This is a genomic window from Pseudomonas sp. GW821-FHT11G12 (assembly GCF_058808055.1).
The window spans coordinates 605,775-630,847 of record NZ_JBXARH010000001.1 but is presented as its reverse complement, the minus strand read 5'-3'; the positions used below and the strand labels follow the sequence as shown (position 1 = coordinate 630,847).

27 protein-coding genes are annotated in these 25,073 nt (G+C 57.5%); 12 read left to right on the top strand and 15 right to left on the bottom strand.

Translation table 11 applies throughout. The annotated features are described in order from the left end of the window. Nucleotides 1-12 precede the first annotated feature (12 nt). Both AC1RR7_RS02890 and AC1RR7_RS02885 read left to right on the top strand, forming a co-directional pair. Nucleotides 13-399 (top strand): DUF2946 domain-containing protein, encoded by a 387-nt coding sequence (locus AC1RR7_RS02890; RefSeq protein WP_273539971.1) that lies wholly within the window; start codon nucleotides 13-15, stop codon nucleotides 397-399. A 93-nt stretch (nucleotides 400-492) separates the two neighbouring features. Further along, nucleotides 493-2,625, top strand: coding sequence for a TonB-dependent receptor (locus AC1RR7_RS02885; protein ID WP_493156019.1), 2,133 nt, complete (start codon nucleotides 493-495; stop codon nucleotides 2,623-2,625). A gap of 38 nt (nucleotides 2,626-2,663) precedes the next feature. Here AC1RR7_RS02885 and AC1RR7_RS02880 read toward each other — a convergent pair whose 3' ends face one another. The 3 genes from AC1RR7_RS02880 to AC1RR7_RS02870 form a co-directional block, all read right to left on the bottom strand. After that, a complete protein-coding gene (locus AC1RR7_RS02880; RefSeq protein ID WP_493065035.1) occupies nucleotides 2,664-3,677 on the bottom strand; it encodes an ABC transporter substrate-binding protein in 1,014 nt (337 codons plus the stop codon). 116 nt (nucleotides 3,678-3,793) lie between these two features. Continuing rightward, nucleotides 3,794-3,991: a hypothetical protein gene (locus AC1RR7_RS02875; protein ID WP_085731966.1), complete on the bottom strand. Its 198-nt coding sequence runs from the start codon at nucleotides 3,989-3,991 to the stop codon at nucleotides 3,794-3,796. Nucleotides 3,992-3,996: 5 nt separating this feature from the next. Beyond that, nucleotides 3,997-4,467 (bottom strand): hypothetical protein, encoded by a 471-nt coding sequence (locus AC1RR7_RS02870; RefSeq protein WP_007950541.1) that lies wholly within the window; start codon nucleotides 4,465-4,467, stop codon nucleotides 3,997-3,999. Between the two features lie 406 nt (nucleotides 4,468-4,873). Between AC1RR7_RS02870 and AC1RR7_RS02865 the strand changes: the two genes are divergently transcribed. Next, the gene (locus AC1RR7_RS02865; protein ID WP_102620897.1) at nucleotides 4,874-5,122 is read left to right on the top strand and encodes a hypothetical protein; all 249 of its coding nucleotides are present in this window, start codon (nucleotides 4,874-4,876) and stop codon (nucleotides 5,120-5,122) included. Nucleotides 5,123-5,128: 6 nt separating this feature from the next. Here the strand turns inward: AC1RR7_RS02865 and AC1RR7_RS02860 are convergent, their stop codons facing one another. The 4 genes from AC1RR7_RS02860 to AC1RR7_RS02845 form a co-directional block, all read right to left on the bottom strand. After that, on the bottom strand, nucleotides 5,129-5,332 hold the full coding sequence (locus tag AC1RR7_RS02860; protein ID WP_096820153.1) for a hypothetical protein: 204 nt from the start codon (nucleotides 5,330-5,332) through the stop codon (nucleotides 5,129-5,131). A 113-nt stretch (nucleotides 5,333-5,445) separates the two neighbouring features. Next, nucleotides 5,446-6,669 carry a methyl-accepting chemotaxis protein gene (locus tag AC1RR7_RS02855; protein ID WP_493156955.1) on the bottom strand — a complete coding sequence of 408 codons (1,224 nt, stop codon included), beginning with the start codon at nucleotides 6,667-6,669 and terminating at the stop codon, nucleotides 5,446-5,448. Nucleotides 6,670-7,278: 609 nt separating this feature from the next. Then, the gene (locus tag AC1RR7_RS02850) at nucleotides 7,279-7,683 is read right to left on the bottom strand and encodes a TraR/DksA family transcriptional regulator (RefSeq protein ID WP_007935965.1); all 405 of its coding nucleotides are present in this window, start codon (nucleotides 7,681-7,683) and stop codon (nucleotides 7,279-7,281) included. A 454-nt stretch (nucleotides 7,684-8,137) separates the two neighbouring features. Then, complete coding sequence (locus tag AC1RR7_RS02845) at nucleotides 8,138-9,394, bottom strand: hypothetical protein (protein ID WP_493156017.1); 1,257 nt, start codon at nucleotides 9,392-9,394, stop codon at nucleotides 8,138-8,140. Between the two features lie 354 nt (nucleotides 9,395-9,748). Between AC1RR7_RS02845 and AC1RR7_RS02840 the strand changes: the two genes are divergently transcribed. The 4 genes from AC1RR7_RS02840 (at nucleotide 9,749) to AC1RR7_RS02825 (ending at nucleotide 12,755) form a co-directional block, all read left to right on the top strand. Then, nucleotides 9,749-10,354: a glutathione S-transferase gene (locus AC1RR7_RS02840; RefSeq protein ID WP_493065039.1), complete on the top strand. Its 606-nt coding sequence runs from the start codon at nucleotides 9,749-9,751 to the stop codon at nucleotides 10,352-10,354. 2 nt (nucleotides 10,355-10,356) lie between these two features. Further along, the gene (locus AC1RR7_RS02835; protein ID WP_493156015.1) at nucleotides 10,357-11,463 is read left to right on the top strand and encodes a DNA alkylation repair protein; all 1,107 of its coding nucleotides are present in this window, start codon (nucleotides 10,357-10,359) and stop codon (nucleotides 11,461-11,463) included. Nucleotides 11,464-11,603: 140 nt separating this feature from the next. After that, nucleotides 11,604-12,227: a M24 family metallopeptidase gene (locus tag AC1RR7_RS02830; RefSeq protein WP_493156013.1), complete on the top strand. Its 624-nt coding sequence runs from the start codon at nucleotides 11,604-11,606 to the stop codon at nucleotides 12,225-12,227. A gap of 168 nt (nucleotides 12,228-12,395) precedes the next feature. Further along, nucleotides 12,396-12,755, top strand: coding sequence for a hypothetical protein (locus AC1RR7_RS02825; protein ID WP_493156011.1), 360 nt, complete (start codon nucleotides 12,396-12,398; stop codon nucleotides 12,753-12,755). Nucleotides 12,756-12,824: 69 nt separating this feature from the next. Here the strand turns inward: AC1RR7_RS02825 and AC1RR7_RS02820 are convergent, their stop codons facing one another. Next, nucleotides 12,825-13,187: a DUF6124 family protein gene (locus AC1RR7_RS02820; RefSeq protein WP_248740862.1), complete on the bottom strand. Its 363-nt coding sequence runs from the start codon at nucleotides 13,185-13,187 to the stop codon at nucleotides 12,825-12,827. 514 nt (nucleotides 13,188-13,701) lie between these two features. Between AC1RR7_RS02820 and AC1RR7_RS02815 the strand changes: the two genes are divergently transcribed. From AC1RR7_RS02815 to AC1RR7_RS02805, 3 genes are all read left to right on the top strand, one after another. Beyond that, complete coding sequence (locus AC1RR7_RS02815; RefSeq protein WP_493156009.1) at nucleotides 13,702-14,280, top strand: DUF4337 domain-containing protein; 579 nt, start codon at nucleotides 13,702-13,704, stop codon at nucleotides 14,278-14,280. Nucleotides 14,281-14,437: 157 nt separating this feature from the next. Next, nucleotides 14,438-15,541: a hypothetical protein gene (locus AC1RR7_RS02810; protein ID WP_493156007.1), complete on the top strand. Its 1,104-nt coding sequence runs from the start codon at nucleotides 14,438-14,440 to the stop codon at nucleotides 15,539-15,541. A gap of 3 nt (nucleotides 15,542-15,544) precedes the next feature. Next, the gene (locus tag AC1RR7_RS02805; RefSeq protein WP_493156005.1) at nucleotides 15,545-16,114 is read left to right on the top strand and encodes a LemA family protein; all 570 of its coding nucleotides are present in this window, start codon (nucleotides 15,545-15,547) and stop codon (nucleotides 16,112-16,114) included. Between the two features lie 248 nt (nucleotides 16,115-16,362). On the opposite strand, the gene AC1RR7_RS02800 is transcribed toward AC1RR7_RS02805, so the two are convergent. Then, nucleotides 16,363-17,433 carry a hypothetical protein gene (locus AC1RR7_RS02800; protein ID WP_102622093.1) on the bottom strand — a complete coding sequence of 357 codons (1,071 nt, stop codon included), beginning with the start codon at nucleotides 17,431-17,433 and terminating at the stop codon, nucleotides 16,363-16,365. A 335-nt stretch (nucleotides 17,434-17,768) separates the two neighbouring features. On the opposite strand from AC1RR7_RS02800, the gene AC1RR7_RS02795 reads away from it, so the two are divergent. Next, on the top strand, nucleotides 17,769-18,221 hold the full coding sequence (locus tag AC1RR7_RS02795; RefSeq protein WP_102622050.1) for a GNAT family acetyltransferase: 453 nt from the start codon (nucleotides 17,769-17,771) through the stop codon (nucleotides 18,219-18,221). Between the two features lie 95 nt (nucleotides 18,222-18,316). Here AC1RR7_RS02795 and AC1RR7_RS02790 read toward each other — a convergent pair whose 3' ends face one another. From AC1RR7_RS02790 to AC1RR7_RS02765, 6 genes are all read right to left on the bottom strand, one after another. Then, nucleotides 18,317-19,555 carry a DUF2599 domain-containing protein gene (locus AC1RR7_RS02790; RefSeq protein WP_273536606.1) on the bottom strand — a complete coding sequence of 413 codons (1,239 nt, stop codon included), beginning with the start codon at nucleotides 19,553-19,555 and terminating at the stop codon, nucleotides 18,317-18,319. 66 nt (nucleotides 19,556-19,621) lie between these two features. Then, nucleotides 19,622-21,310, bottom strand: a complete 1,689-nt coding sequence (locus AC1RR7_RS02785; RefSeq protein WP_273536605.1) for a DUF2599 domain-containing protein — start codon at nucleotides 21,308-21,310, stop codon at nucleotides 19,622-19,624. Between the two features lie 85 nt (nucleotides 21,311-21,395). Continuing rightward, a complete protein-coding gene (locus tag AC1RR7_RS02780; protein ID WP_493065045.1) occupies nucleotides 21,396-21,881 on the bottom strand; it encodes a GNAT family N-acetyltransferase in 486 nt (161 codons plus the stop codon). A 13-nt stretch (nucleotides 21,882-21,894) separates the two neighbouring features. Further along, on the bottom strand, nucleotides 21,895-22,110 hold the full coding sequence (locus AC1RR7_RS02775; protein WP_102622053.1) for a DUF4287 domain-containing protein: 216 nt from the start codon (nucleotides 22,108-22,110) through the stop codon (nucleotides 21,895-21,897). A 104-nt stretch (nucleotides 22,111-22,214) separates the two neighbouring features. Continuing rightward, a complete protein-coding gene (locus AC1RR7_RS02770) occupies nucleotides 22,215-23,084 on the bottom strand; it encodes an SEL1-like repeat protein (protein WP_273536601.1) in 870 nt (289 codons plus the stop codon). Nucleotides 23,085-23,154: 70 nt separating this feature from the next. Continuing rightward, nucleotides 23,155-24,405: an MFS transporter gene (locus tag AC1RR7_RS02765; RefSeq protein WP_493156002.1), complete on the bottom strand. Its 1,251-nt coding sequence runs from the start codon at nucleotides 24,403-24,405 to the stop codon at nucleotides 23,155-23,157. 252 nt (nucleotides 24,406-24,657) lie between these two features. Here AC1RR7_RS02765 and AC1RR7_RS02760 point away from each other — a divergent pair, with 252 nt between their 5' ends. Further along, complete coding sequence (locus AC1RR7_RS02760; protein WP_102622056.1) at nucleotides 24,658-25,062, top strand: carbohydrate-binding module family 20 domain-containing protein; 405 nt, start codon at nucleotides 24,658-24,660, stop codon at nucleotides 25,060-25,062. The last annotated feature ends 11 nt before the right edge of the window (nucleotides 25,063-25,073 follow it).

Below are 25,073 nucleotides of genomic sequence, written 5' to 3'. Positions count from 1 at the left end.
AAGTGCCGCCCCATGAAATTCACCCGTACCGATCGCTCACTGCTGGCCTGGATGCTCTATTGCTGCGTCCTGTTCAACGTGTTCGCCTGCAGCATCGGTCACGGACAAATGGTCGGGATGCAGCTCAACGGTATTGGTGGCCAGTTCTGCGCCGTCGACCCGAGCACCCAGGCGCCACTCGCGTCCAATCCTTCCGAAGAAAAACTGCCGACTCTGGCCAAAGCCTTTGGCTGTCCGCTGTGCTCCACCGGCGGCATGGGCCCGGCGTTCAACTCCAGCCTGACCCTGGCGATCCTGCCGGAACAACACAGCCCACCGCTGCCGGTCATCGTCAGCGCCGACCTCCCTGCCCGCTTCACCTGGCCTTCGGCCAACCCCCGCGCCCCGCCGCTCGCCTGAGTGTCTTTGCCTTTTTGATTTGTCAGCCCACTGCGCCAACGCGCGGCGTTCGCCTGTGCGCTGACTCCTAGACAAGCATTCAGGATTCAATCGATGAAACAACTTACCTTGCTGGCGAGCCTGTGCGGCTGCCTGTCCGTCAACGCCTGGGCACAATCCACCGTGGATCTGGCGCCGATCACCATTGACGGCGAGTCCGCCGCCGAACCGGGGCTGAGCCTCGACCAGTCCAGCGGCATGGCCTCGCGCCTCGGTTTGAGCGTACGCGACACCCCGGCCTCGGTAGCCATCGCCAACCGCAACGACATCGAGCGCCACGGTGCGCAGAACTTCCAGGACGCCGCCAACACCCTGCCCGGCGTCAACGCCAGTGCACCGCCGGGGTTTGGCGGATTCGTGTCCTATCGCGGTTTTACCAGCAGCCAGATCACCCAGATGTTCAACGGCGTCAATGTCTCTGGTGGTTTGGCGCGGCCGGTGGACTCGTGGATCTATGATCGGGTGGAGCTGGTCGGCGGCCCGTCGTCGCTGATCAACGGCGCCGGTTCGGTGGGCGGCTCGCTGAACTACGTGACCAAACTGGCCACTCGCGACGAGCAAGCCGCCGAAGGCCGGGTCAGCTATGGCACCTACGACACCACCGAAACCGCGTTCGGCCTCAACCACGCCCTCAGCCAGCCCGGCGCCGACGTGCAGCATTACGCCCGCCTCGACGTCAGCCACAACACCAGCAACGGCTACATCGACCGTCAGGAACGCGATGCCTGGAGCATGGCGTTCTCTCTGCTCAGCGACCTGACGCCAAACCTGTCGCACACCCTGGCCCTGGAATACCAAGACGAACACGAAGACAGCCCGTACTGGGGCACCCCGGTGCTCAACCCCAAGGCCGGCGAGTTGAAAATCGACCGCCACAATCGCTTCAACAACTACAACGTCGAGGACGGCCGCTACGAGCAACGGACGATCTGGGTGCGCTCGATCATCGATTACCGGATCAATGACAGCACCACCCTGCGCAACACGCTCTATCACCTCGACAGCCAGCGTGATTACCGCAACCTCGAAACCTACCAGTACAACGCCGACAACAGCGCCGTGAACCGCTCCACGGCGTATCAGGTGCGGCATCAGGGTGAGCAGGACGGCAATCAGTTCGAACTGCGCCACGACAACACGCTGTTCGGCCTCGACACCACCTGGTCCGGCGGCTTCGAGTACAAGGTCAACCAGACCACCAACTCGCCGCTCAACGTCAAAGGCGCGAGCACCGTGGACCCGAACAATTATCGCCCGGGGCACTTCTATGACATTCCGGGCACGAAGCCGGGTTTTGTCAGCGACAAGACCAACGAGGTCACCACCAAGGCGTTGTTCGCCGAAAACCGCGTGGCACTGACCGACAAACTCTCGTTGCTCACCGGCCTGCGCTATGACGACATCGACCTGGACGTGACCAACCATCGCACGGTGACGGCGAGCAACCCCCGCCACCTCAAGCGCAGTTGGGAACCGGTCACCGGGCGCGTCGGCCTGACCTACCAGTTCATTCCATCAGCCAACGTTTATGTGCAATACAGCACCGCCGCCGAGCAACCCGGTGGTACTCAGGACTTCGATGTTTCAACGGGCAAGCAATGGGAAATCGGCAGCAAGTTCGACTATCTGAACGGTCGCGGGTCGGCGACGGTGGCCGCCTACACCATTGAGCGCAAAGACTTCGCGGTGACGGACCCACTGGACCCGACCAACAGCATTCCGGTCGGTCAACAGACGTCCAAAGGCATCGAGATTGCCAGCTCACTGCGGATCACTGACAAGCTGCTGGCCGAGGGCAATTTTGCCTGGGTCGATGCGCAGTACGATGAGTTCAACGAGAAGAACGCCGCCGGCGTGGTGGTATCACGCAAGGGCAACACGCCGACCAATGTGCCGGATCGGGTCGGCAATCTGTGGCTGACCTATGACTTTTCGCCACAGTGGCAAGGCGGGGTTGATGCGCGGTATGTGGCCTCGGTGTATGCGGACAACGCCAACACCATGACCGTACCGTCGTACACGTTGTTCGGGAGTTTCCTCAGCTACAAGGTCGATACGCACACCACCGTCACCGGCCGCGTGCGTAACCTGACGAACGAGGTGTATGCCGAATTCGCCCATGTGTCGCCGGCTTACTACCTGGGCACACCGCGCACCGTTGAACTGGCGGTGCAGACCCGGTTCTGACTCAACCTGGCGAGGGAGCAAGCCCCCTCGCCACTTCACTACAAACCTGCCTGCACCTTCTCCGCCACATCCTTCGGCAACCATGCCTGCCACACGTCCGGATGGGCCTTCATGAACGCCTCCGCCGCTTCCCGTGGCGGGGTGTGTTTCTCGCTCATATCGGCCAGTGCCTTGTTCAAATCATCGATCGGAAAATCGACCTTGCTGAAAAACGCCGCGATCTGCGGATATTGCTTCTGAAACGGTGCAGACACCCCGATCGACAGTTTCGAGGCCAATGAACGGGTCGGTTTCGGGTTGGGATTGTCAGCGTCGGTCAGGGTCTTCCAGGCCTCAGCGTCGAACGGCGGCTCTTCCAGTTGCACCAGTTTGAACTTGCCGAGCAACGGCGTCGGCGACCAGTAATAGAACAGTACCGGTTTGCCCCGGCGGATCGACGAACTGATTTCGGCATCCAGCGCCGCACCGGAGCCGCTGCGGAAATTGGTGAAGTCATCCTGCAGCCCATAAGCCGTGAGCTTCTGCTTGTTCACCACTTCCGACGTCCAGCCGATCGGGCTGTTGAGGAACCGCCCCTTGCTCGGGGTTTCCGGGTCCTTGAACACGTCCTTGTACTTCTTCAGATCACTGACACTGCGCAGGTCCGGCGCCAGTGGTTTGATGCCTTTGGCGGTGTCGCCCTTGATCACGTACTCAGGCACCCACCAGCCTTCGGTGGCACCCTTGACCGTATCGCCAAGGCTGGCGACCTTGCCTTCGGCCTCGGCCTTGACCCACACCGGACTGCGCCCGGCCCACTCCTCGCCGATGACCTGAATGTCATTGTTGGCCAGCGCGGTTTCCAGGGTAATGGTGGTGCCTGGCAACGTATCCGTCGGCAGGCCATAACCCTTCTCGACGATGATCCGCAGGACATCGGTGATCAGGCTGCCGCTTTCCCAGTTCAGGTCGGCGAAGTGAATCGGGGTCTGCGCCGCACTGACCGCCGGCACCGCAGCCATCAAGCCGAATGTGGCCATGAAAGCGGCCAGCAACCGTCGAAATCCGTTCATGCTTTTGCACCTCGTGCTGTTCACAGCAATAGCAGGAAGGCCTGGGGCCTCTGAATACTCAGTCAACTGACTGTAGACGAGGTTCCTGCTTTTTCAGGGGCATGACACGGACGAGGCTACTTTTCAGACATTTCCTTCAAGCGTTGAAGCTCGCGTCTGACCATGCTGGCGTATTCAGCAGGCTGCAAAGCGTAGATCTGCGAGGCGACCCAACCGAGCCAGGCACCCTTCAATTCGGCCTTTGCATCGAACAGGCGCCGGGCTTCGTCGCGGGCGCTATCGAGGTTCTGCAGATGGAAATCGGCGCGACTCACGCCCGTCACTCGCTGGCCTTGAAGGTCACCAGCTCGCCCTTGCGCCACTTGGCAGCCTTGGCGGTGACAGCCTTGAGGGTCTTGGTCAGGCCTTCCTGCAGCTGCTCATTGGCGGCGAACACGGTGACCGCGCTATGGCCTTCCTTGAACACAATGGCATGGCCATCGGCCGTGGTGACGAAGGCATAGTCGCCCAGGCCGTACACGGTCATTTTGATCTCGCGAAAACGGATGTCCATCTTGCCGCCTTCACGGCTGGGCAATACCGAAGCGCTGAAATGGTCGCCGACCTTGAGCTTGAGGCCGGGCTTGTCGTCGACCACCAATGCGCTTTCGGTGTCGATTTCGGCAACGTAAATGCCTTCGGCGTTTTGCTCGGTGATGTAAACAAAACGCGATTGAAACTGCTTGACCAGCTTTGCCCGCAAATCACCCAGCACGAACAAAGCATGCATATCGAGGTTACTGACTGCCAAAGAAACATCCCCACACTTGAAAGAGTGCCGCACGCGAAAAACGCGCACGACAGTAAAAACGGCCAGGCCGATGGTGTTGCGCAATGACTCGAATAAAAGCCTGAACGAGCCAAGTGCTCATTCAACGCGAGGTTCACAAGACTACTGGAATGCCACTCGCGAAACCTGCAAAGACGTTCTCCAAATGTTGAAGGAAAACGCCTCACGGTCGGCCAGAGAAAACTGACTACGAACTTTAGGGAAAAAACTCACCAAGAAAAGCACTTTTCCGACATATCGCACGCAAAAAATTGCTTTAGATAACGTCATGCCGTCAACAGGTGTTGGCGATTCTAGAGCAGCGACGCTGCTCGCGACTACCCGCAACCGTCTGTAAATGCGGGTCAATCCATGAAAAGGACTTCATATGTGCACTTTGACCCACTTTGCCGTGGCCCACGAACCACCCTTTGTCTTGAATGGCCCAAGCCTGGGGACTGACTACGCACCGGAACGATGTGGCCGGGAGCCACTGTTTCAGGTGGTCCCGGCCGGCAACGCCTTTTTCCATATCAGGGAAAAGTCGACAGGTCGCGTCAGAGGTTTCCGTGAGGATCACAACGCAGCCTGTGCTCTCGCCCGCTCGCTGGAGTCACGGGCAGCACACGGCCATTAAGCGCAATCAGTGCAGGCTGTCAGCGGATTCGGCTCCCAACTGCGCAAGCCACGCAGCCCTGCACTCCTCCGCCTCGCCACGACTGGCGAACGCCGTGCCCCGGCGCTCGCCATTGAGCAGTACCACCCAGCAGACGCTTTGCCCCATCGCACGCAGCCCGGCCGGAACACCGCTGCCGATCATCACCGCGACATCGACTCTGCATTGCATGCTGACCTCCCGAATTCATTAGCAACCTAACTATGCAGGCATGTTAATGATTTCAATCAAGAGGAAAAAGCAACGCTCGTGCACAGCTTAATTGCAGTTCCGGCAACAATGCCTCACCGCGGGTTCTCTGGTTTGTACCCAAGTCGCAACCCGCCCCAGTGCCGCCCCTTGACCATGATCGGCACCGACAAGTCGTGCATCAGCTCGCCGGTATCGCGAGTGTATGTCTGCAACAGCACCGGTTGCTGATGGCTGCCACAGCGAATACCGGTGCGGTCGGCGAACTTGCGCTTGGTGCGGTTGTGCACGGTATCGGTCTGCACATCGCCGGTCAGCGGTTGGCTGAACGCCTGGTTGTGGGTCGGTACATAACCTTGCTGCGTGCAGGCGATGGCGAACACCAGACCTTCATGACGCGGCAACAGTGGCTCCTGAATCGCCGGCAGTACCTGATCGGTGTAGCGGTCGAAACGAGTCTGGAACTTGGCAGGCTGAGTGTTCGGGATCGGCTGGTACTGGCGGTCGAACAAGTCATCAAGGCTGATCCGACCCTGTTCGACATCGGCCTCGAAACGCGCGGCAATCTGCCCCGCACCTTCACGGGCCAGGTCGTAGATGCGCTGGTGATAGTCATCCAGACCGACTTCGGCCAGGCGCTCGCTGATGGTTTCCGCCTGCCCCTCCATCTGCACCGCCGCCTCGGCCAGGCGCCGGGTCTGCTGATCGCTGATCGCCAGGTCGCTGCGCATCTGCTCGATGGCGGTGAACAGGCTGTCGAGTTGCTCGCGATTGGTCTCGGCACCGCGGGCGATTTCGCCGACCTGAGTTTCCACCCCGGCAGCCAGTCGCGCGATGTTTTCCAGGTGCTGGCCGGTGTGTTCGACCTGCTCGACACCGGTGTGCAAATCGTCGGAGAGCTGGCGGATCTGCTCCACCACCTGCGCCGTGCGTTGCTGGATGTCGGCGACCATCTCGCCCACTTCACCGGTGGCCGTTGCGGTACGAGCCGCCAGACCGCGCACCTCATCCGCCACCACCGCAAAGCCCCGCCCATGCTCACCGGCCCGGGCCGCTTCGATGGCGGCGTTCAATGCCAGTAAGTTGGTCTGGCTGGCGATGGACTGAATAACCAGCGTCACACGCTGAATGTCGTCGCTGCGCTGACTCAAGGCTTCGATAAGTTCACGACTGGCATTGGCGCGCTGACTGAGTTGATGCATTCGCGAAATGGAATCGACCAGTTCGGTCCGCCCCGCTGCGCTGCTGTGGTGAGCTTCACTGGCGGCGCCCAATGCTTCGCGGCTGAGTTGGGAAGTGGCTTGTTCGGTGGCGATCATCACTTCGGCGTTGTTGACGATCTGCGCGGCGGCGTCGAGTTGCGATTGCAGCTTGCCGGCCAGTTCCTTGACGGAAAACGCCACGCCGGCGGCTGACAGCGCGTTATGACTGGTGGTGTAGGAAAGATCGCGAGTCAGCTCGGACATCGCATTGCTGCTATCGACCGGTTGCGCATCGGGGACCGCTCGGGAGCGCAGGCGCGGCAGCCAGACGATCAGTACCGCCAGCGGCATGCCCACGTATAACGGCCATTCGCCCAGAGTCATCCCGGCCAGCAACAGCATCAGGGCGATGCTTTGCAGGGTCGGCGTCAACCAGCGATTCTTCGGCAAAACAACTGGTGCAGGCAGAGCCGCAACCAGAGATCCATCTCTCGTCATTTCGTTACCCCACGCTTGTTCTCATTGTTGTGGCTGCATTAAACGCCACTACAAGGCCATTATCCATGGTCCGTTAGTCGTGGGTCTGTGGCAGGTCAATGGAACGGTGCGGGGATTTCCGGCAGACGAGAAAAAGCAAAGATCGCAGCCTTCTGCCGCTTTAAATAAAAGCTGCAGAAGGCTGCGATCTTTTCGCGACGACCCACACTGAAGGGGTCGCCTCAGGAATCAGGCCTGACGCTGGTGCTTGTCGATCTGCTCGTGACGCTCTTGAGCTTCGATGCAGTACTTGGTGGTCGGGCTGATCAGCAGGCGTTTCAGGCCAATCGGCTCGCCGCTGTCGTCGCACCAGCCAAAGCTGTCTTCCTTGATACGCTCAAGGGCTTGTTCCAGTTGCGGCAGCATGCGCTGGTCGCGATCGATCGCGTTTACCAGCCAGGTGCGCTCTTCTTCCACCGAGGCGGCGTCCGCCGGGTCAGCCGGGGTGTCCAGGCTCTCGATGGCAATACGGTTCTGCTCAATGCGCTCATGGGTTTCGACTTTCATGTTCTGCAACAGCTCGCTGAAGAAAGCGTGTTGCTCGGCATTCATGTAGTCATCTGCCGGCATGGCCAGCAACTTGTCCTTTGTCATTGATATCTCTATAAAAAAACGTGCATTAAGGCGAATTAGGGAGCGTTCCGGCGAACCGCCTGCGGTCATCGGAAAGGCATCGTTTATTGCAAACGCCACCCGGCACTCAATTTACGAAGGGGCGGCAGTCTAAGGCCCGTTTGAGGCCTCAGCAACTGTAAATACAGGGAATTTGTCCGACAAAGCCCGGAAAGTGCTCTGACACAGGCTTCACGGCGGTCATCGGAGTGCGTTTATAGCAAGAAATTCAGTCGAGCGGATGTATATAGAAGACAAACGGCGGATGGCCGCGGCGGTTTGTCGCATTTTTCAGCCTTGAAGCGCTGTGCGGAGCATCGCTCACGCCGCAAGGTCAAGATTAAAGACTCAGGAGACTCACGAACAAACGGGATTCGAAAACTGAGCCTGTCGATTGGTCTTGTACTTGGCGACAGGCTTCGCGAATGGTTGAAAATCAACGTTGATCTTGAGTCGTCGAGAGCGACTGCGAAGACTGTTCAGACGATTGCTGCTTGCCCTTCTTCCGAGTGTCAACGACCGCTGAAGTCGGAACGATTTCCACCGATCTCAGCATGAGGGCGGGGCTCTTAAGGGCACCCAACGACTCAATGCTGTAGTTGATTCCGCGGTATCCAATCGCTACCGGCTGGGCAAACGACTGACGAAAAGTCACGCCCATCGCGGAGGATTTGACCACGGCGCCAGTCACTCCGGGCAAGTCCGGTGCAACTTGAGTAACCTGCTGACGCAACTGCGTGTTCACCTGCGCCAGCTGGGCTTCCACTTTATCGACTTCGGCTTGTTCGGGCGCGCTCACCGCGGCGGTATTACCTTCCGTTTTCGGCTGATCGGCCTTTTTCCCAGCGCTTGCTCGAAGTTGGGTCAGTTGCGCTTCCAGACTCTTTTTCCGATCACTCAGGTCGGACATGGCCAGGGTCAAGGCGGAAAACGTTGCGCCCTTCCCCTCCCCCGAGGAAACGGTCACATCAATGGATCTCGCAAGATAAACATCGGTCACGAGCACCAGAGCCGCGGGCAGATCGTCGGTGCTTTTGTTGCCGGCCTGTAACGACTCGGCGGCCTCTCGCATCATCTTGCGATCGGCATCGCTGTAGCGTTTCGGTGCCTCCACATCGAACTTGCGCCTGGCCTCCAGATAAGTGACGCCGTAGGTCTCCGCCGCTGGAACCGAGTAAGACACGCTGTATTGCGAGCGGCGCCCGCCGCCGAACAATGCCGCAAAAGCACTACCGGTGGCGTTAGCGCCCACCTCGTTTTCAGCCAATGAGGCAAAGGTAAAACCGGGAAACGCCACCTGGCTGTTGATCACCCTGTCACGAATCTTCAATGGCAACACTTTGGCGGTCTTGACCTTGTCAGTGCCCGAGCCACTTTCTTCATTGTCGGAGGATTGGAACATGATCGTCGGCGCCGACCGGTATAACTCCTCGCTCAGATCAATGTGATCGATACGTACCGACCCCAACACATAATCGGCTGGATCAAACTTCTGTCCTTTGGCGACGGCGCGGGCAATGAAGACATCGCCCACCTCAAACTGAGAGCGAGGCGGATAAATCGCGCGAATCCCTAACTGCTCAGTGTTCGCCGTCCAGTTTTGCGCCACTACACCTGGCGCGGGCTTCGAACTGCCACAACCGGTCAATGCCACCCCTACCAGGCAAACAATCCAATGTCTGGAACGCTTCATGCGATACCACTCCTGCAGTTTCAAAAAGCCTGACCCGGCGCATCGCTTGCGCACGGGTCTGCACCTCAACGATTTCGGGAACATGGATTAGAGAGAAGCCAGAGAGACGAGTGCGGAATCAGAAGACCTGAACTCGTTCGAACTTTCCATCCATGGTCGATGCTGGCACTTTGCACTATTCCTGCGCCAAAACCACGCGCAAGATCGATATTTCCCGACGCAGCACCTCTGTTTGAATTCTGTGTCGCTCACCTCATGCAAAAATGAGATACAGGCAAGTAGTCAGTCCACAGGCTTTGCCGCTAAATTCGTCATCCATCGATACAACATGTTGTCTATCCCAGGGAGCTGCACATGAAACTGATCGGAATGCTCGACTCACCCTACGTGCGCCGCGTGGCGATTTCCGCCAAGTGCCTGGGGATCGAACTAGAACACGACCCGGTGTCGGTGTTCCGCCATTTCGAGCGTTTCCAGCAGATCAACCCGGTGGTCAAGGCGCCGACCCTGGTCCTCGACGACGGTGAAGTGCTGATCGACTCGACGCTGATCCTCGATTACCTCGAAGCCCTGTCCGGCAAAACCCTGCTGCCCGAAGACCTCACCCAACGGGTAAAAGCCCTGCGCCTGATCGGTCTAGGCCTCGCCGCCTGCGAAAAAGCCGTGCAGCTCTACTACGAACGCAACCTGCGCCCGGCCGACATTCAATACCAGCCGTGGGTCGAACGCGTCGAAGGCCAACTCGCCGCCGCTTTCACAGCACTGGAACACGAACTCGGAAAACACCCACTGCCCACCGATGGCAACATCCAACAGGACGGCATCACCCTCGCCGTCGCCTGGAGCTTCACCGGTCTCGTCGTCCCCGACCAGATCGACGCCCAACGCTTCCCGCGCATCGCCCAATACACCGCGTACGCCGAAGGCCTCCAAGCGTTCATCAGCACTCCGATGACCTGATCATGAGCACAACCGAAACCGCCGCCCCGGCCCTGAAAGAAATCTTCAACGCCGAACGCCTGCAACACATCGCCACAGAAATGAGCGCCGTGTACCCGGCGTTCAAGGCCAAGGCGTTTCTGAAGCACGCCAACGACGGGCTCGCCGACCTCTCGGTCATGCAACGCATGGCCCGCGTCAGCGAATGCCTGCACGCCGTGCTGCCACTGGACTACGAAGATTCCCTCGCCGTACTACGTGAACTCGCCCCGCGCCTGAACAGCGGCTTCGTCAGCATGAGCCTGCCGCACTACGTCGCAAGCTACGGCGCGCACGCGTTCGACACCTCGATGGAGGCCCTGAAGTACTTCACCACCTTCGGCTCCTCCGAATTCGCCATCCGCCACTTCCTGCGCAGCGACCTGGAACGCTCGCTGGAACTGATGCACGACTGGGCAAGAGACGAAAATCACCACGTCCGCCGCCTCGCCAGCGAAGGCAGCCGCCCTCGCCTGCCATGGTCGTTTCGCCTGGAACCGGTGCAGGCAAATCCTCAATTGGCCGCCGGAATTCTTGATCGGTTGAAGGCGGATGAGAGTTTGTACGTTCGCAAATCCGTGGCGAATCACTTGAATGACGTGACCAAGGAACATCCGGAGTGGGTGCTGGATACGATTGAGGGGTGGTCACTGGAGAACAAGCACACCGCGTGGATTGCGAAGCATGCGTTGCGGAGTTTGATCAAACAGGGGGATTTACGGGCACTCACCGTTATTGGTGCAGGGGCCAAGGCTGAGGTTGAGTTGCTGGATGTGAAGGTTGAACCGGCGGTTGTGCGGCTTGGGGAAACGATTACGTTGTCGTTTACCGTCCGGTCGTTGGTGCCGGTGGAACAGCGGTTGGTGATTGATTATGCGATTGACTATGTGAAGGCGAATGGCGGGACCTCAGCCAAGGTTTTCAAGTTGAAGACGTTGGTGTTGGCGGGGTTTGGGAGTGAGGTTGTGACCCGCAGGCAAGTGATTAAGGATTTCACTACGCGCAAGCATTATGCGGGGGAGCATGCGGTGCATGTGATGGTTAATGGGGAGCGCTTGGCGAGTACTGCCGTTAATATCCTCACTTCATAAGCGCCAAAAACAGTTTGGCCATCAGGTAAAAAACCGGCGCAGCACATACATCGAGCAGTCCTCTTTCGGCCAGAAGCAGTCGTTCAATTTTGCTAAAACGCCTGCTCCATCAACCAAGGGCTACGATAGAGGCTTAACTCATGCCCGCACCATGCAATCTACTTGTCCAGACAGCAGCCAAATCCGTCCTGGCGCAGCTCGTAGACCATATCAAGCCAGGCTCGACTGAATCTTCAATCGCGAGAATTGCAGCTGATTTGCTGAGGCAGTCAGGGTATCCCGATACCTGGTATTACGATTGTCCGGCATTCGTACTACTCGGGTCGCGCAGTTTGATTTCTGTGTCAGGTCGAGACTATCAGCCGAGCAACGAAATGGTGGGTCTGGATAATCTTGTGACCATCGATCTCAGTCCCCGATCAGGGAGTGATTGGGGCGATTGCGCACGGTCATTCTATGTCGAGGACGGTGTTTGTCGGTTGATGCCACTCGGTGATGAATTCGCTCGAGGGTATGAAGCAGAGCATAGTCTGCATGCCCTCATGCGACGAACTGTCAGCCCTGAAACCACTTTCAATGAACTGTACGAGTTGGCAAGAAAATGGGGACTGATTTATTTTCTGAAAACTCACCAGCCCCCCTTTCATCTGAAAACACACGTTGACCATGACTTCAAAGCCACCTCGATGCAGTTACTCGACAAACACCCCATCGCGAGTGCTGTTCTACTGCCACTGATAAGCTGCAGCAACTCCAACTACTAAATGCCCAGGTGGAGAAAGTAACGGGCCCGCTTGACCAGGCCCAAAAATGCACGTTAGAGCCAGGCAAAGCTCCGATTTTTTTAACTTCTGCTCCCTCCCCCTTGCCTGCAATGGTGGCGTCGAGCCCCGAATGATAAGGTTCAGCTTCAAAATCACGGACGACACCTCGTGCACAAACGATCTCTTGCTGCAGCCGCGATAATCTTCACCATCAGCCTTTCCGCTCTTGCCTCCTCCGTTCCGCAGGAAGAGCTCGAAGAGTGCCAACGAATGGAAAACTCGGCCAAACAGGTCATGAAAAGCAGGCAGCAAGGCGTGCCCATGGCTTCGGTGTGGGAACTCGCCGAAGCGGCAGGCAAGCAGAGCGAGTATGTGGGTGAGTTATTCAAGACGCTGATTCGCGAGGCGTACGCGATTCCTCAGTACTCAAGCGAGAGCTTGCAGCAGAAAGCGATCAGCGATTTCCATTCCAATTTCTACAAGGCTTGCATCGTGACGGCGGAAAAGAGAGCAGACGCCAACGGTTGAGCTCATCGAACAAAAAAAGGGAGCAGATTCAGGTAATGAATCTGCTCCCTTTTTACTTAAGGGCAGCCTCTACGCTTTCAGCTCTACTTTATCCAGCGCCTGATTCACGGCCAGCCCCGCTACCATGACCACCTGTGCGATGCCCAGAGCAGTCTTGCGATGCGCAGGCTCAAGGATGGCGGCGAAGTTGCTGAGCATTTCGCTGGCGGAATCGAGGGATTCGCTGGCGTTGGCCAGCAGGGATTCGCTGTTGTAGGCGGGGTTGGCCAGGAACATGGGGTCGTGTGTGGTGTGGCTGCCCATGATGCGTTGTTGCGGGGTCAGGTAATGGTCGAGGGCGCGTTCGGCGGCTTCGTTGAGGGTTCGGGAGTCGGGGAATTTGTAGGGTGAGACTGGATCGGTTTCTGGCGGATTCGGTGTTGGTTTGATCATGGTGAAACTCCTGATTTTGATTAGGAGCTACCAGCATCACTTGCAGATGATGGGTGGCAGCCAAGTGCGGGTCTGCAAGACCGGGAAACCAGGCACCCGGCAGACCCGAGGGTCTCCCGCACAAAGCCGCCATTGAGCGGACACAAACGAGCGTCCTTTTGGCAGGGCTGTGCGACTGGTTTTTCCGGCGGGCTTGCAGACCCGATCACTGATGGGCAGTGACGGGAATCAAGTTACGGAGGGAGCCCCAGACGCACAAGCCGGCGGATTCTGTCTTAGGTGTAGGGAGTGGCGCAAGGCGTTGTGGGCATCGGGATGTGACGAGAGGCATTTCATAAACAGGCCACGTGTTTCGTGTTTAATTTCTGACAAAAGAGACTGTTTCGCAGTCCGACGGGAATACGTAAATCAGGCCGTCCGCTTTCACCCAAACACCGCCAGCCCCCTGTGTCTAAAAAGCCAGCCACCCTGCATAATCCGCGCAAATTCCTTCATCAATCCAAGTCCGACCGTCATGCCTGAAGAGTTCGAAGTCCCCAGTCCTCACGAGCAACACGTTGAACACACCACCCATCATGCCCATGCAAAAGGCGATAGTTTTGCCAGCAAGATTGCGGTCATGACGGCGATCATGGCGACGGTCGGCGCCCTGATGAGCTATCAAGCCGGCTCGACGGAGAGTGAGGCCGCCATGGACAAAAACAACGCGGCCATCCAGAAGACCGAAGCAGCCAACGAGTGGAACTACTACCAGGCCAAGTCCAGTCGGCAGAACCTGTCGGAGCTGGCCAGCCATCTTCCTGGGCTGGATTCCGCTCATTATGTTGCCGAGGCTCGGCGCTACGCGGAGCAGAAAGAAGACGCCCGCAAAAAGGCGGAAACTCTCGAGCAACAGGCAAGAGAGTGGGACGAGAAGTCTGAGCAGGTGCTACATCAGCATCACCGCTGGGCCCAGGCCATGACAGCGATTCAAATCGCCATTTCACTAGCGGCCATCACCCTGCTGACGCGCAAGGAATGGCTCAGACGCGTCTCGTTTGGCGCGGCGGGTTTGGGTGTCATGCTGGGCTCGCTGGCCTGGCTGCATATTTGAGTACGGCAGTGAGACGTCTGCCGGTTGAATCCACAGCCAGAAGCCGTCATTGCATGACAATGGTAACGTCCACTCCTTATCAAAATTCCTGAGAGATTATGAATAGAATCAAATCTTTTGTGAGTCCTACACTTTGCTCTCGTTGATGGATGTCTACATGCCCAACACATCGCAGAACGCGAGATTAAATAAGTTGCTGGCCGTGAGCGAAGCCCGTCTGGACAGGGCTGAATCCAAGGACGACCTATTGGAAGTGATCCAGGAGTTCGTCTCGTACAATGGCCCGCTCAAGTTCAATTACACACGCGCATGGTGGTTTTTTGGCACTGGCATGTTATTGATTGCGAGCACTGTGGCCCTTTATGGGTATCTGGATTCCCGTAACGTCGCTTCTTTTTTTTACCGGCTGCAAATTGATCCCGTCTTGTTCGGCATGGGCTCTGGCTTGCTTGGCATCGTGTCTGCCATTTGGAGTCTGCTATGGATGAAATCCAAATCTGATCGCTTGCCTGCACTCAGTAGCAAAATTGCTCGACTGTCATCCTACTTCCACAACGGATTGACTCACCTGCAAGAAGACTCGAGCTTGACCCTCAAAAAGCTGGATGCGCAGTTTAGTGATTACTGGCGGGGCAACTACAGCCGCGAGTTGATCGATTCGATGCAGGGTGTATTTACCGGCACGCTCCGCAACCTCCCTTACGAGTACCACCGGCTGCACTACATCAACAAACGAACGGAGAAAACCACTGTTACCGACGACCAGGGAAAAACAAAAACGGAGACTCGAGTGATTTATGACCATTACGACAGGTACAGTCTGGTCATCGACTTTCCATGGGTCACCGGGGTATCGGTCAGATCTGATGATCAGTCAGAGAACGACTATCCGTGCCGCATGGACACCGCTTCTCCGGATTTTAATAAAGCGTTCCGTTTGACGGGTGGCAGCGAGATGCTCTGTGCGAAATTCATCAAGCCTTCGACGGTGCTCCACTTGCTGAAGCTGTTCAACATTCTCCATCGTCCGAACCTGGAGTTCGCCGACAGTGGAAAGCTCTGCCTGAGCTTCGCGGATAGCGACCTGCTCGCGTTCGGTACTCAATATTCGCTGTCTTCACCCAACGAGTTTTACGCAGAAATTTCTGCTGGTGTCGATCTGCCACGCCTGATGTCTGCGCTCCAATGGAGCCATGCACTCAGTGAGCTGCACGACGACAACTTTACCTCCTCTCTCCCAAAAAACCGCCAAGAGAAGTAAGACATGGACATCCCACTCGCCCTCTCCGCCATTATCGCTGCAGTCATAATCGTGACGGGCTTCGTCATCTACAACGGCATTATCGGGGGGCACAATCGAGTACAACGTGCCTGGGCGGACGTCCTCGTTTACGAACGCCAGAAGACGAAGATTCTCGATCAACTGCAAAAGGTGCTCGCAGACTTCATGGTCTTTGAGGCCAGCCTCCTCGAAAAAATAGCCGGCCTTCGCAGCGCGGTCAAAAGCCTTCCTGCCGGAGCTGACGGCAACGCCCTCGCGACCGTTGAAACCGCCACGAAGGCGCTGATGGGTGGCTTGCACATCGCGTTTGAGGCTTACCCTGATCTGAAAGCATCGGAAGCGGCGAACAACATGATGCGTGAAATTGCCGAACAGCAAGAGAATGTCGGCGCGGCCATCACCATTTACAACCGGAACGTCGAGCTGTTCAACAACTCCATCGAAATGTTCCCTGGCTCGGTCATCAATGGCCTGTTCAACAAGAAAACTCCGGTTACGCCGTTCTCCGATAGCGAAGCTTCGCAAGGTTTCTCTTACACCCCGAATCTCTGATCCGCGTGATGCTCTGATCGTCCATAAGGGTGATGGACGATCAGAGCGGCTCCCCCTAAAAATGGGACTAAAAATGGGACTAAAAATGGGGACTGATTTATTTTCTCCGCCTGCCTGCTGTAGCCGTTGCACCGTCGGCGCTGGAAAATCCGCTGGTATTTTGCGCTCCACGCCGTATCGCAAGATGAATCTTTACGGCACCGTGCAGCAGAACAATCTGGAATGAATTGGGACTAGCCATCAAGCCATCATTCAAGAATCAACTCGGAGCGGAAAATGTCCCCGATTTGCAGCGTCGCGGTTTTGTCGTCATCGTCAATAATGTTTGTTCCCATCATATCGATCCAATGATTACGGGATGGGTCGACCAATGTCTCGATGGTAGGTTGCTCTCGGAGCAGATCGAGTGCATCCAGATTGATACCTTGTCTTACGGTAACTTTTGAAATCGCAGCGCCTTGAATATAGATGGGTCTCGGCAATTGAAAAGCAACCTCTCGACCTCGATAGCGATCATCGAAAAGGTGATGCCTTGAGGTACTTTCCAGCAGCTCTTCTCGTGCGCGCCGGTCTCGATCCATCAGGTACTCGACGCGTTTCTTATCTGCTTTTCCTTTCGAGGGAGGCATGGCCTGTGGTTTGCCGAACGGTGCCGCTAGCGCCTCTGCGGCAACCTCGAAGCCTGTCGACCGAAGCAATTTGGCCATTACGCCACGGGTTGCGGCATCCTTGGCAAACTCCATTTCACTTTCGGCAATTGTTACAGGATCGTCTGGGACTGGATCAATGATCATCAGGTGACTCGGATTGCCATCTTCAATTCCGATGCTGAGACCTGAGACCAACCGTTGGCCTGTGTGCCCGGGCGGGAATATGATCGAGAGTTTCTGGGATATGCCCGAATTGATTTGACGATCCCTGAAAGCCTCGCCCGATTGAGTACCCTTGCATTCCATGATGTGCCAGTTGCCATCGCGGTCTCGTGCCACAAAATCAGGTGTCTTGTTCGGCCCTCGCTTTGCGGTGCGATGTTGGTGTGCGCCATGACTCGCACCATAGCGCTGCAAAAAATAACGACCATCAACAATCTCTGCCAATGGCAAATGCCTCATAAGCCAGACCATCGGCACTCCCATTCCGAAGTCATCGCTCAGGATGGTTTTCTGGTGCGCATCAAGATCTGCATAGCTTCTTGTCAAACGCAGGTCTGCATCATGGGGGGTGATCGCTGCCAGATACCTTACCCACGCCCAGAATTCTGCGAGTGAAACGCCAGTGACAGAAGTCGGTGTTGTCAGGTAGCCGATCGTCAATAACATCGAGTTGATGTTCAGATTGAAACTGCTGGCGCCGGCAGTGAACGCAGACGGAAAATCTGGAATCTTGCCGGCACCAGGCCAACTGGCCTCATCGACATGAACGTTGATCGTACGGTACATCGCGGGTGATCGTCCTTGAAAAAATGGACGCCGATCTTAGCCGTGGTCGACGAAAACTGTCGACCGGTACTGATCAGCTTCGTGTTGGCATCAATATCAGTCGGGGACATCAACGATGAATACTCAGCGAGCGTCCCCTGACGGCCAAAAAGAGAAAGTAGACATTCCCTACCCCAAGACGCTAGCGTCAGTCCCTTCATTTCGAGGGCTACACCATGGATGCTATTGCCGAATACTCAGATGAGCACCATCGCCGCGGTGTCGTGGAACTCTGGGAAACCGTTTTCGGTTACGAAACCGCGCATAACACTCCCGGCCTTGCTATCGACAAGAAACTGGCTGTTGAGGACGGTCTCTTTTTTGTAGCGTTGGCAGGACATGACGTTATCGGTACCGTTCTCGCGGGATACGACGGTCATCGTGGCTGGCTCTACTCGGTTGCGGTGCACCCGGCACATCGTAGAAATGGCCTGGGAGCGAGACTTGTGCACCACGCCGAGGTCGCCTTGACCGTGCGTGGCTGCATGAAAATCAACCTGCAAATCGTCAGCACAAATGAAGGCGTCAAAAACTTTTACGAATCTCTGGGGTACTCGACCGAACCGCGCATCAGCATGGGGAAAAAGATCGAGTCGAATATAGTGATGCCTGAAGAGAAGCGCTGCTGAGTGCCCTCTGATCTGATGAGCAAGGGACAGCTGCTCACAATCCTGCCTGCCGATACCCAAGGCATCGGCAGACAGGGCTCCACCACTCAACAACCTCAGTAAGGATTACACCGCTGAGCCACCGCCGTCGCCTGATCCACATAGGGCCGCGCAGGCTCAAGATTCCACTCAGGCTTGTTCCTCACAGGCTTGCCATCGAACGATGCGGCCAGATGACAGACCAGTTGCCGGCGCAATGACCCGCCATTGACGCTGTACATCCGCCATTGCTCGTCGTCTTTGTGTTTGTTGTACAGCTCGGCAAACATCCGGTCGGTCTGGTCATCCTTGATCGCGCGTCCGCAAGCGGTCGGCACGACTTGCAGTGACCAGGTCTTCGGCCCGAGTTTCGGGTCGTCGCGTTGGGCCCAGGTGCTGGATTCGATGTACTTGTCGCAGAACTGTTGGGCCGGTGGCGCCGCGGTCTGGATGCACGAGAACGTGGCCTTGCTGGTCGGCGTTTTTGGGAAGTCTATCTTGACGATGTTGCGGTCCTTGCCGGTTTTGGCTTTGTAGTCGCGCTGGTTGGCCAGGGCGTCGTTCAGACCCCGTGAATCGCTGTAGAAAAAGGCCAGGATCGGCAACTCATCAGTCTTCGGGTTGCCCAGGCGCAGTTCTGTCTGGGTCTGGAATTCACGGGTGTTGATGACGCGTCGGGCGCCCATGAAGTTCTGGAACGCGTTGACCCGATCCTGGCTGCTCATCGGGTTGCGCATGTTGAAGCCGCATTGCAACTGGTCCTGCTTGCGGTCGTTGTTGAACTTGGTGAAGTGCGAGACCCAGGCGTTGACGTTGGTGATTGGCGGGGCCATGGACTGGCAGACTGCCTCGGTCTGACTGGTGTTCTTGTTGTTGCCGCAGCCACGGTCGTCGCGAAAATCGGTCCAGGCATCGTTGGGGAATGCGCAGTAAACGTGCACCGGATTTTCCGGGTCACGCACCATGTCGACCGGGGTGATGATGTAGCCGTTCTGGGTGCTCATGCCGGGGTCTTCGTAGCTGATGCCATCGGCCCGCATGTAGGACGCGGCAAACGTGCCCAGCTCGACCGCTTTGGGGCTTGGGTTCCAGACATCCCACTTCTGCCCTTTTGCCGGATCGGCACGGTGAGTGCCGCGAATCAGCAAACCCGAACAGTCCGACGCCGGGTCTTTGCCGCAACTGGCGGTGGTGTTGTTGTACAAGCTTTCAACGCGCTTCAGCGTGTCTTCGCAGGACTCGGCATTGGCCGACGTCGCGTGCAGAAACAACGGAACCGCAAGTAGTGGGACGATCCTGCTCCAGCGTTCTTTCATGACGTGTTTCTCCCTGATTGTTCTTCTCGTCTTCCCTGTTCAATGACGTCCGGTACCCGGCGGGGCTTAGCGCGTAACCGGATTGCACCCCGCCGCCCGGGTCTCGGCGTCCGAAAGCGCAGGCCGGAAGGGTTCAAGATTCCACGGTGTCTTGGCGCGGTAATTCACCAGAACGCAATTCAATTGCTGACGCATGCTGCCGACGGATTTCTCGTTGTCGCGCCAGTTGCCATCGGCACCTCTGAGGGCGAACAACTGCTGGTACAGGGCATCGATCTGCTCATTGGGCAAGGCGCGCCCGGCGGCTGTCGGCACGACGCTCAAGGTCCATTCGTCCTGACGGGTGCCCGGGTCGTAGCGTTTGACCCAGTCGGCGGAAGCGATGTACTGCGGTGCCTTGACCGGCAGCGGGTTGCAACCGGCCTTGGCGGCTTCCTGAGGGGTGACGACGGGGCGGAACGGCTCCAGATTCCACTCGGTCTTGCCCGGGTAGTTCTGCACCAGACAACTGAGTTGCTGACGCATGCTGCCGGGGGATTTTTCGTTGTCGCGCCATTGGCTGTCGGCACCGCGCAGCGCGAACAACTCCTTGTACAACGCCTCCTGGTCGCTGGCCTGAATCGCCTTGCCCTGAGCGGTGGGCGTGACGTTGAGCGTCCATTCGTTCTTGCCAGTGCCGGGGTCGTGGCGCTCGACCCAATTGGCCGAGGCAATATAGCGAGAGGTAACAGGTGCAGGCTGACCGTTGCCGGCCGTTGTCAGATCAATCGCCTGATCCGCCGCGACATAGCTGAAGCGCTGCTCCGGCGGCTTGGTGAAATCCAGCCGCAGGATCGGCACGCTGTAACCCTGGGCCTGAAGTTTCTTCTGGAAATTGCGCGCACTGTTCAGGCCGTCTTCCGGTTTGGGTGGCGCCTGATCGCCGCGAGTGGCGAAGTTCTGGGTGCTGTTGACGTTGTAGATGAAGGCGTCGATGTACTTCATGTTTTCGCTGCCATCGTTGGTAGCCGAGGCATTCTTCAACATGAATTCGTTGACCTGTGCGCTGAAGGCGAACGGGTCTTTGTTGGTGGTGTTCACCCGCGATTCGTGGACGCGGATCATCGCATTCCAGTCGCTGGGTTTTTCCGCGTTCCAGGAACACTGGCCGTACTGGATCGGCCCTTTCATCAGCCCGGTGTATTTGTTGGTCCACTGCTCGGCAGTGTTCACTCCGGCCTCCGCGCAGGTGCCATAAGCCAGCGCAGCGTTCTTGTTGTTCATGGTTCCCTGTGCGGCGCGCGGCGGTTCGCGGCTGTCGAAGAAGCCACAGCCATACCACTTGCGCTCGGGCCCGGTGCCGCCATCGAACGCGTAGATGCAGGTGAAGCCTTGCTCCTTGACCGGCAGTTGCAGCGCAGCTGCATCGGTGGGATTGCGCAGGATGAAACCCGCCGGGTGAATGAGGATGCGCGTGCTCAGATCCTTGCGAATCCACGAGTAGGACGTCGCACCGATCTTGATCGCGTAAGGGCTGTAGTCCCAAGGGTTGAACGGCCCGTCGTTGACCATGCGCAACGTCACGCCACTGCAGTAGTAATGCCCGCGAGCGGCGCCGGTGTCGGGCTCCTGGCATGCATCCTTGAGGGTGTTGTAGTTGCGGTTGATGCGGTTCAGGGTTTCCAGCGGATCCAGGGGTGGCTGGGCAGCCACGGCGCTGAATGCCAGGGGCAAAAACAGACTCAGGATAAAAGGCGAACGAACGGCTGCGCGCATAACCGACACTCCTTGTCGTGCGAGATGACACTTCCATGAAAAGCAGCGTAGTTAGCACAACCCTGACGGTCAAACCGATAGTGGATCAAGCCGCACTTCTGCTGCGCCTCATATGAATCAACGCCGTCCGCCCACCTCCCGGCGAAGCGCGTTCCTCGATATCAAACGGCACAAACCCGAGCGTCGGATACAGCAGCAATCCCGCCGTGTTTTCGTTGAAACAGGACAACTGCACCTCTTTGGCCTCCCAGCGCTCGAAGGCCAGTTCAGTCATGGTCTCGACGATAAACCGGGCCACGCCTTTGCCCCGGGCACTCGGTGCCACGATCACATTGCCGATGCAGCAAATACCCTGGCGCTCGGCGCGATAGAAGTTGGCGAACCCGACCACCACGTCATCCACCTCGAAAACCGTAGAGTCGAAGCGCTGACTGATCGCGGCGTTCATCTGCGCTTCCGTCAACGGAAATTCCGCCTTCGGGAACATGAAATACAGCTCCTGAACGCCTTGCGGAAAACCGCAAATGGTTTTGACGTCGTCAGCCTTCACCGGCCTGTGGTTCAAGTTCATGGCTGCCCTGCCCTCACTTTTTGCCGCTTGCCAGATGATGGGCGACCAGCGCGTTCGCATGCCCGTGGCCCATGCCGTGCTCGGTTTTGAGCCAGGTGACCAGTTCCATGTGTTTTTTGTCGGTGATACTGGCGAGAAGCTTCAGCCAGTGATCGATGGGCTGGCCGTACTTCTTTTCGATTGAAGGAAAGTAGGATGCCGGGCCTTTCACTTTTGCGTCTTCGCTCATGCTGCAAGCTCCCTGAGATCACGACGGAGTGTCGGATAACGCTCCTTGTCGTCGAGCGATAGATTGGACGCCAAACGCTGGCCCGGCAAGTGCACCCGTTTGTCTCAGTTCAAACCTGCCCTGACGGAAAGTTTTGATGACCAGGACTCTTGTCCAGCCTTCATTATCGGCTCGGCGGGGAAGCGGTAATTGCCAAAGGCCTCGAGCACGGCTTGATCGACAGCGGTGTTTCCCGAACTCTCGACCAATATGATTTCGGGCACCAGCGAACCGGGTTTACCTTTGATTTCCAGCGTGACGGGTTTACTGGCGGAACCAGGTTTGATCTGTTTCTTAAGGGCAAACTCCATGTCGCCCACCGTTCCGGAGAGGCTGTTGCCGGTACTCTCATACCAGATTGTGTTGTAGCGCTCGACCTGCTCGGCCGTCATGGCCATACCTTGAGCACGAACTCGCTGAACGCCTTCCCATGAGGTGTCGCCGACATATCGGCTGGCACTCAGGTAGTGCGTCATTGCACCGGACAGATCCTGTGGGCCACCTCTGCCCTCTTCCATCAAGCGCGCCAGCCGGGCATCACTGTACGCACTGCCAGGTTGCACTCGCTGATACAACCGTCGCGCTTCACTAGCGTCTGCCACTTGACCGCTGCCCTCTTCCGCCATGCGCGCGAGCTGCTCGTAACCAGCGGCATCGTCGGCAGCAACGGACTCATAAAGGGCTTTGGCCTTGCCCATGTCTTGCGGCAGCCCACGGCCAAACTCATACAGAACGCCGAGTGCGATCCGGCATTGAAGATTGCCGTCGTCGCTGGCCTCGCGGATGTATTCGACCCAGTCTCTGGAGATGTCTTTTGTCGTGGCGAATATCCGGCATCGCATGCCGGCCAAGCTCTGTTCCTGGGGTGTTGGCGAGGTGGTTTTACAACCTGCGACGAGGGTCACCAGAGCCAATAAAGCAACAGCCTTGTTCATGGAGTCTGTCCGTTGAAAGTATGCGAACTCCATCGGCCGTTTTTTTGAGAAATTGAACCCGGATCAAAGATCAAGGCACGACAGCACCCGGGTGCCCGATTAACTCAACACCAGACCGCGGTACCGTCTCCGGCACTGCCACCCAAAACAGCACCAGCGCTGCCATCGCCACCCCTGCCAACGTCAGGAACGCTGCGCTGTACCCCGCCTCCTGAACCACAACCCCCGCCAGGCTGTTGCTCAACGCCGCGCCCAGACCGAACACCGTCGAAATCGCCCCGAGGCCGACATTGAAATGCCCTGTTCCCTGCGTCAGGTCTTTCACCACCACCGGAAACAGCGCGCCGAAAATCCCGGCGCCGATGCCATCGAGCAATTGCACCGACACCAGCCACCATGGATCGTTGGACAGCACATACAACACGCCACGCAAGGGCAGGATCAGGAACCCCGCCAACAGCAACGGCTTGCGCCCCCACAGATCAGCCTTTGCGCCCACCAGCAACGCGACCGGCACCATCACCATTTGCGCCGCCACGATGCAGGCCGAGGTGAGCGGCGTGGCCATCTGCAGATTGGCTTGCGCCAGTTTCTGACTCACCAGCGGCAACATCGCCGCGTTCGCCAGATGAAACAGCGCACAGCAAATCGCGAACATCAGCAGCGGTCTGTTGGTGAGCAACACGGAAAGCCCCGAAGGCTGCTTGCCCTGCCCCGTTTCGCTGGGTGAAAGGCCTCGGGCGAGATCGTGATCAATGGCATCGGCCGATACGAACGAGACGGCAATCACGCTGGCCAGCGCCATGACCGCCATCAGATAAAATACGGCAACCGGGCCGAACAGGTACGCAGACAAACCGGCCAGCAGCGCGGCGCAGGCGTTGCCGGCGTGGTTGAAGGTTTCGTTGCGCCCGATTCTTCGCGTGAAGGCGCGAGGTCCAGTAATGCCGAGGGTGATCGCGCAGATGGCGGGGGCGAAGATTGAAGCGGCAACGGCACTGATGGCTTGCGTCAGCGCCACCAGACTGAATGACGTCACGAACGGCAGCAGCAGACAGCTTCCGGTCACCACCAGCGCGGCAATCGCGATCAGCGCTCGTTTGAAGCGTGTGCTGTCGACCAGCGCACCTGCCGGGGTTTGGGTGATGAGCGCAGCGATTCCGGCAATCGTCATGACCAGACCAATGCTCGCTGGCTCCCAGTGGTGAACCGCCAACAGATAAATCGCGAGATAAGGACCGAGCCCGTCACGCACGTCGGCGAGGAAGAAATTCAGGCTGTCGAGGGACAGGTTATTGCGGCGATCGAGGTGATTGGCCACGGGTAACGTCTTCGTTGTCGAGGTTCTGCGAGATGACTCAACCTCCGCAATTGAAATGACCTTTTGCGGGGGATTTAAGTTGCATGGAACGGCGGGGCGATCTTGCCCCAAAGGCAGCGCATTGCAGAAGAATTGACGAGAACCTGGTGACACTATCGCCAAGTGCTCTAAAGGACTGTCAGTTCTGTCAGGTTACTTGCCGTCTGGCCAGGTTTACGCTGGCCTCAACGACAGTAAATCGAGGCGTTCAACATGTTCCGGATTCGTCATTATGTGCCACAGGGCATTCTCTTGTTGGCGATGCTGAGTTTGATCAGTCACGCACAAAGCGCCGTTACGTTTACCTATTTTCTTCCTGTGGACTTTCAGTGCAACAACGGTGTGACAACGCCGGGCTACAGCGTCTACGTCGTCGGCAACCTACCGGAAATCGGCAATTGGGATGTGACCAAGGCAGTGAAACTGACCCCCTCTGCCTACCCGACATGGACCGGTCAGACCAAGTTCACCCTTTTAACTGAAAAGACCTCCGTGGAATGGAAATGCATCATCCGCAGTGAGACGAATCCATCGGACGTGAAACAGTGGCAGACCGGCGCCAATAACCAGGTGACCACCGCGTGGAGCCCTACACCCAAAAGCATTGGCACGTTCTGACGAATCGTTTC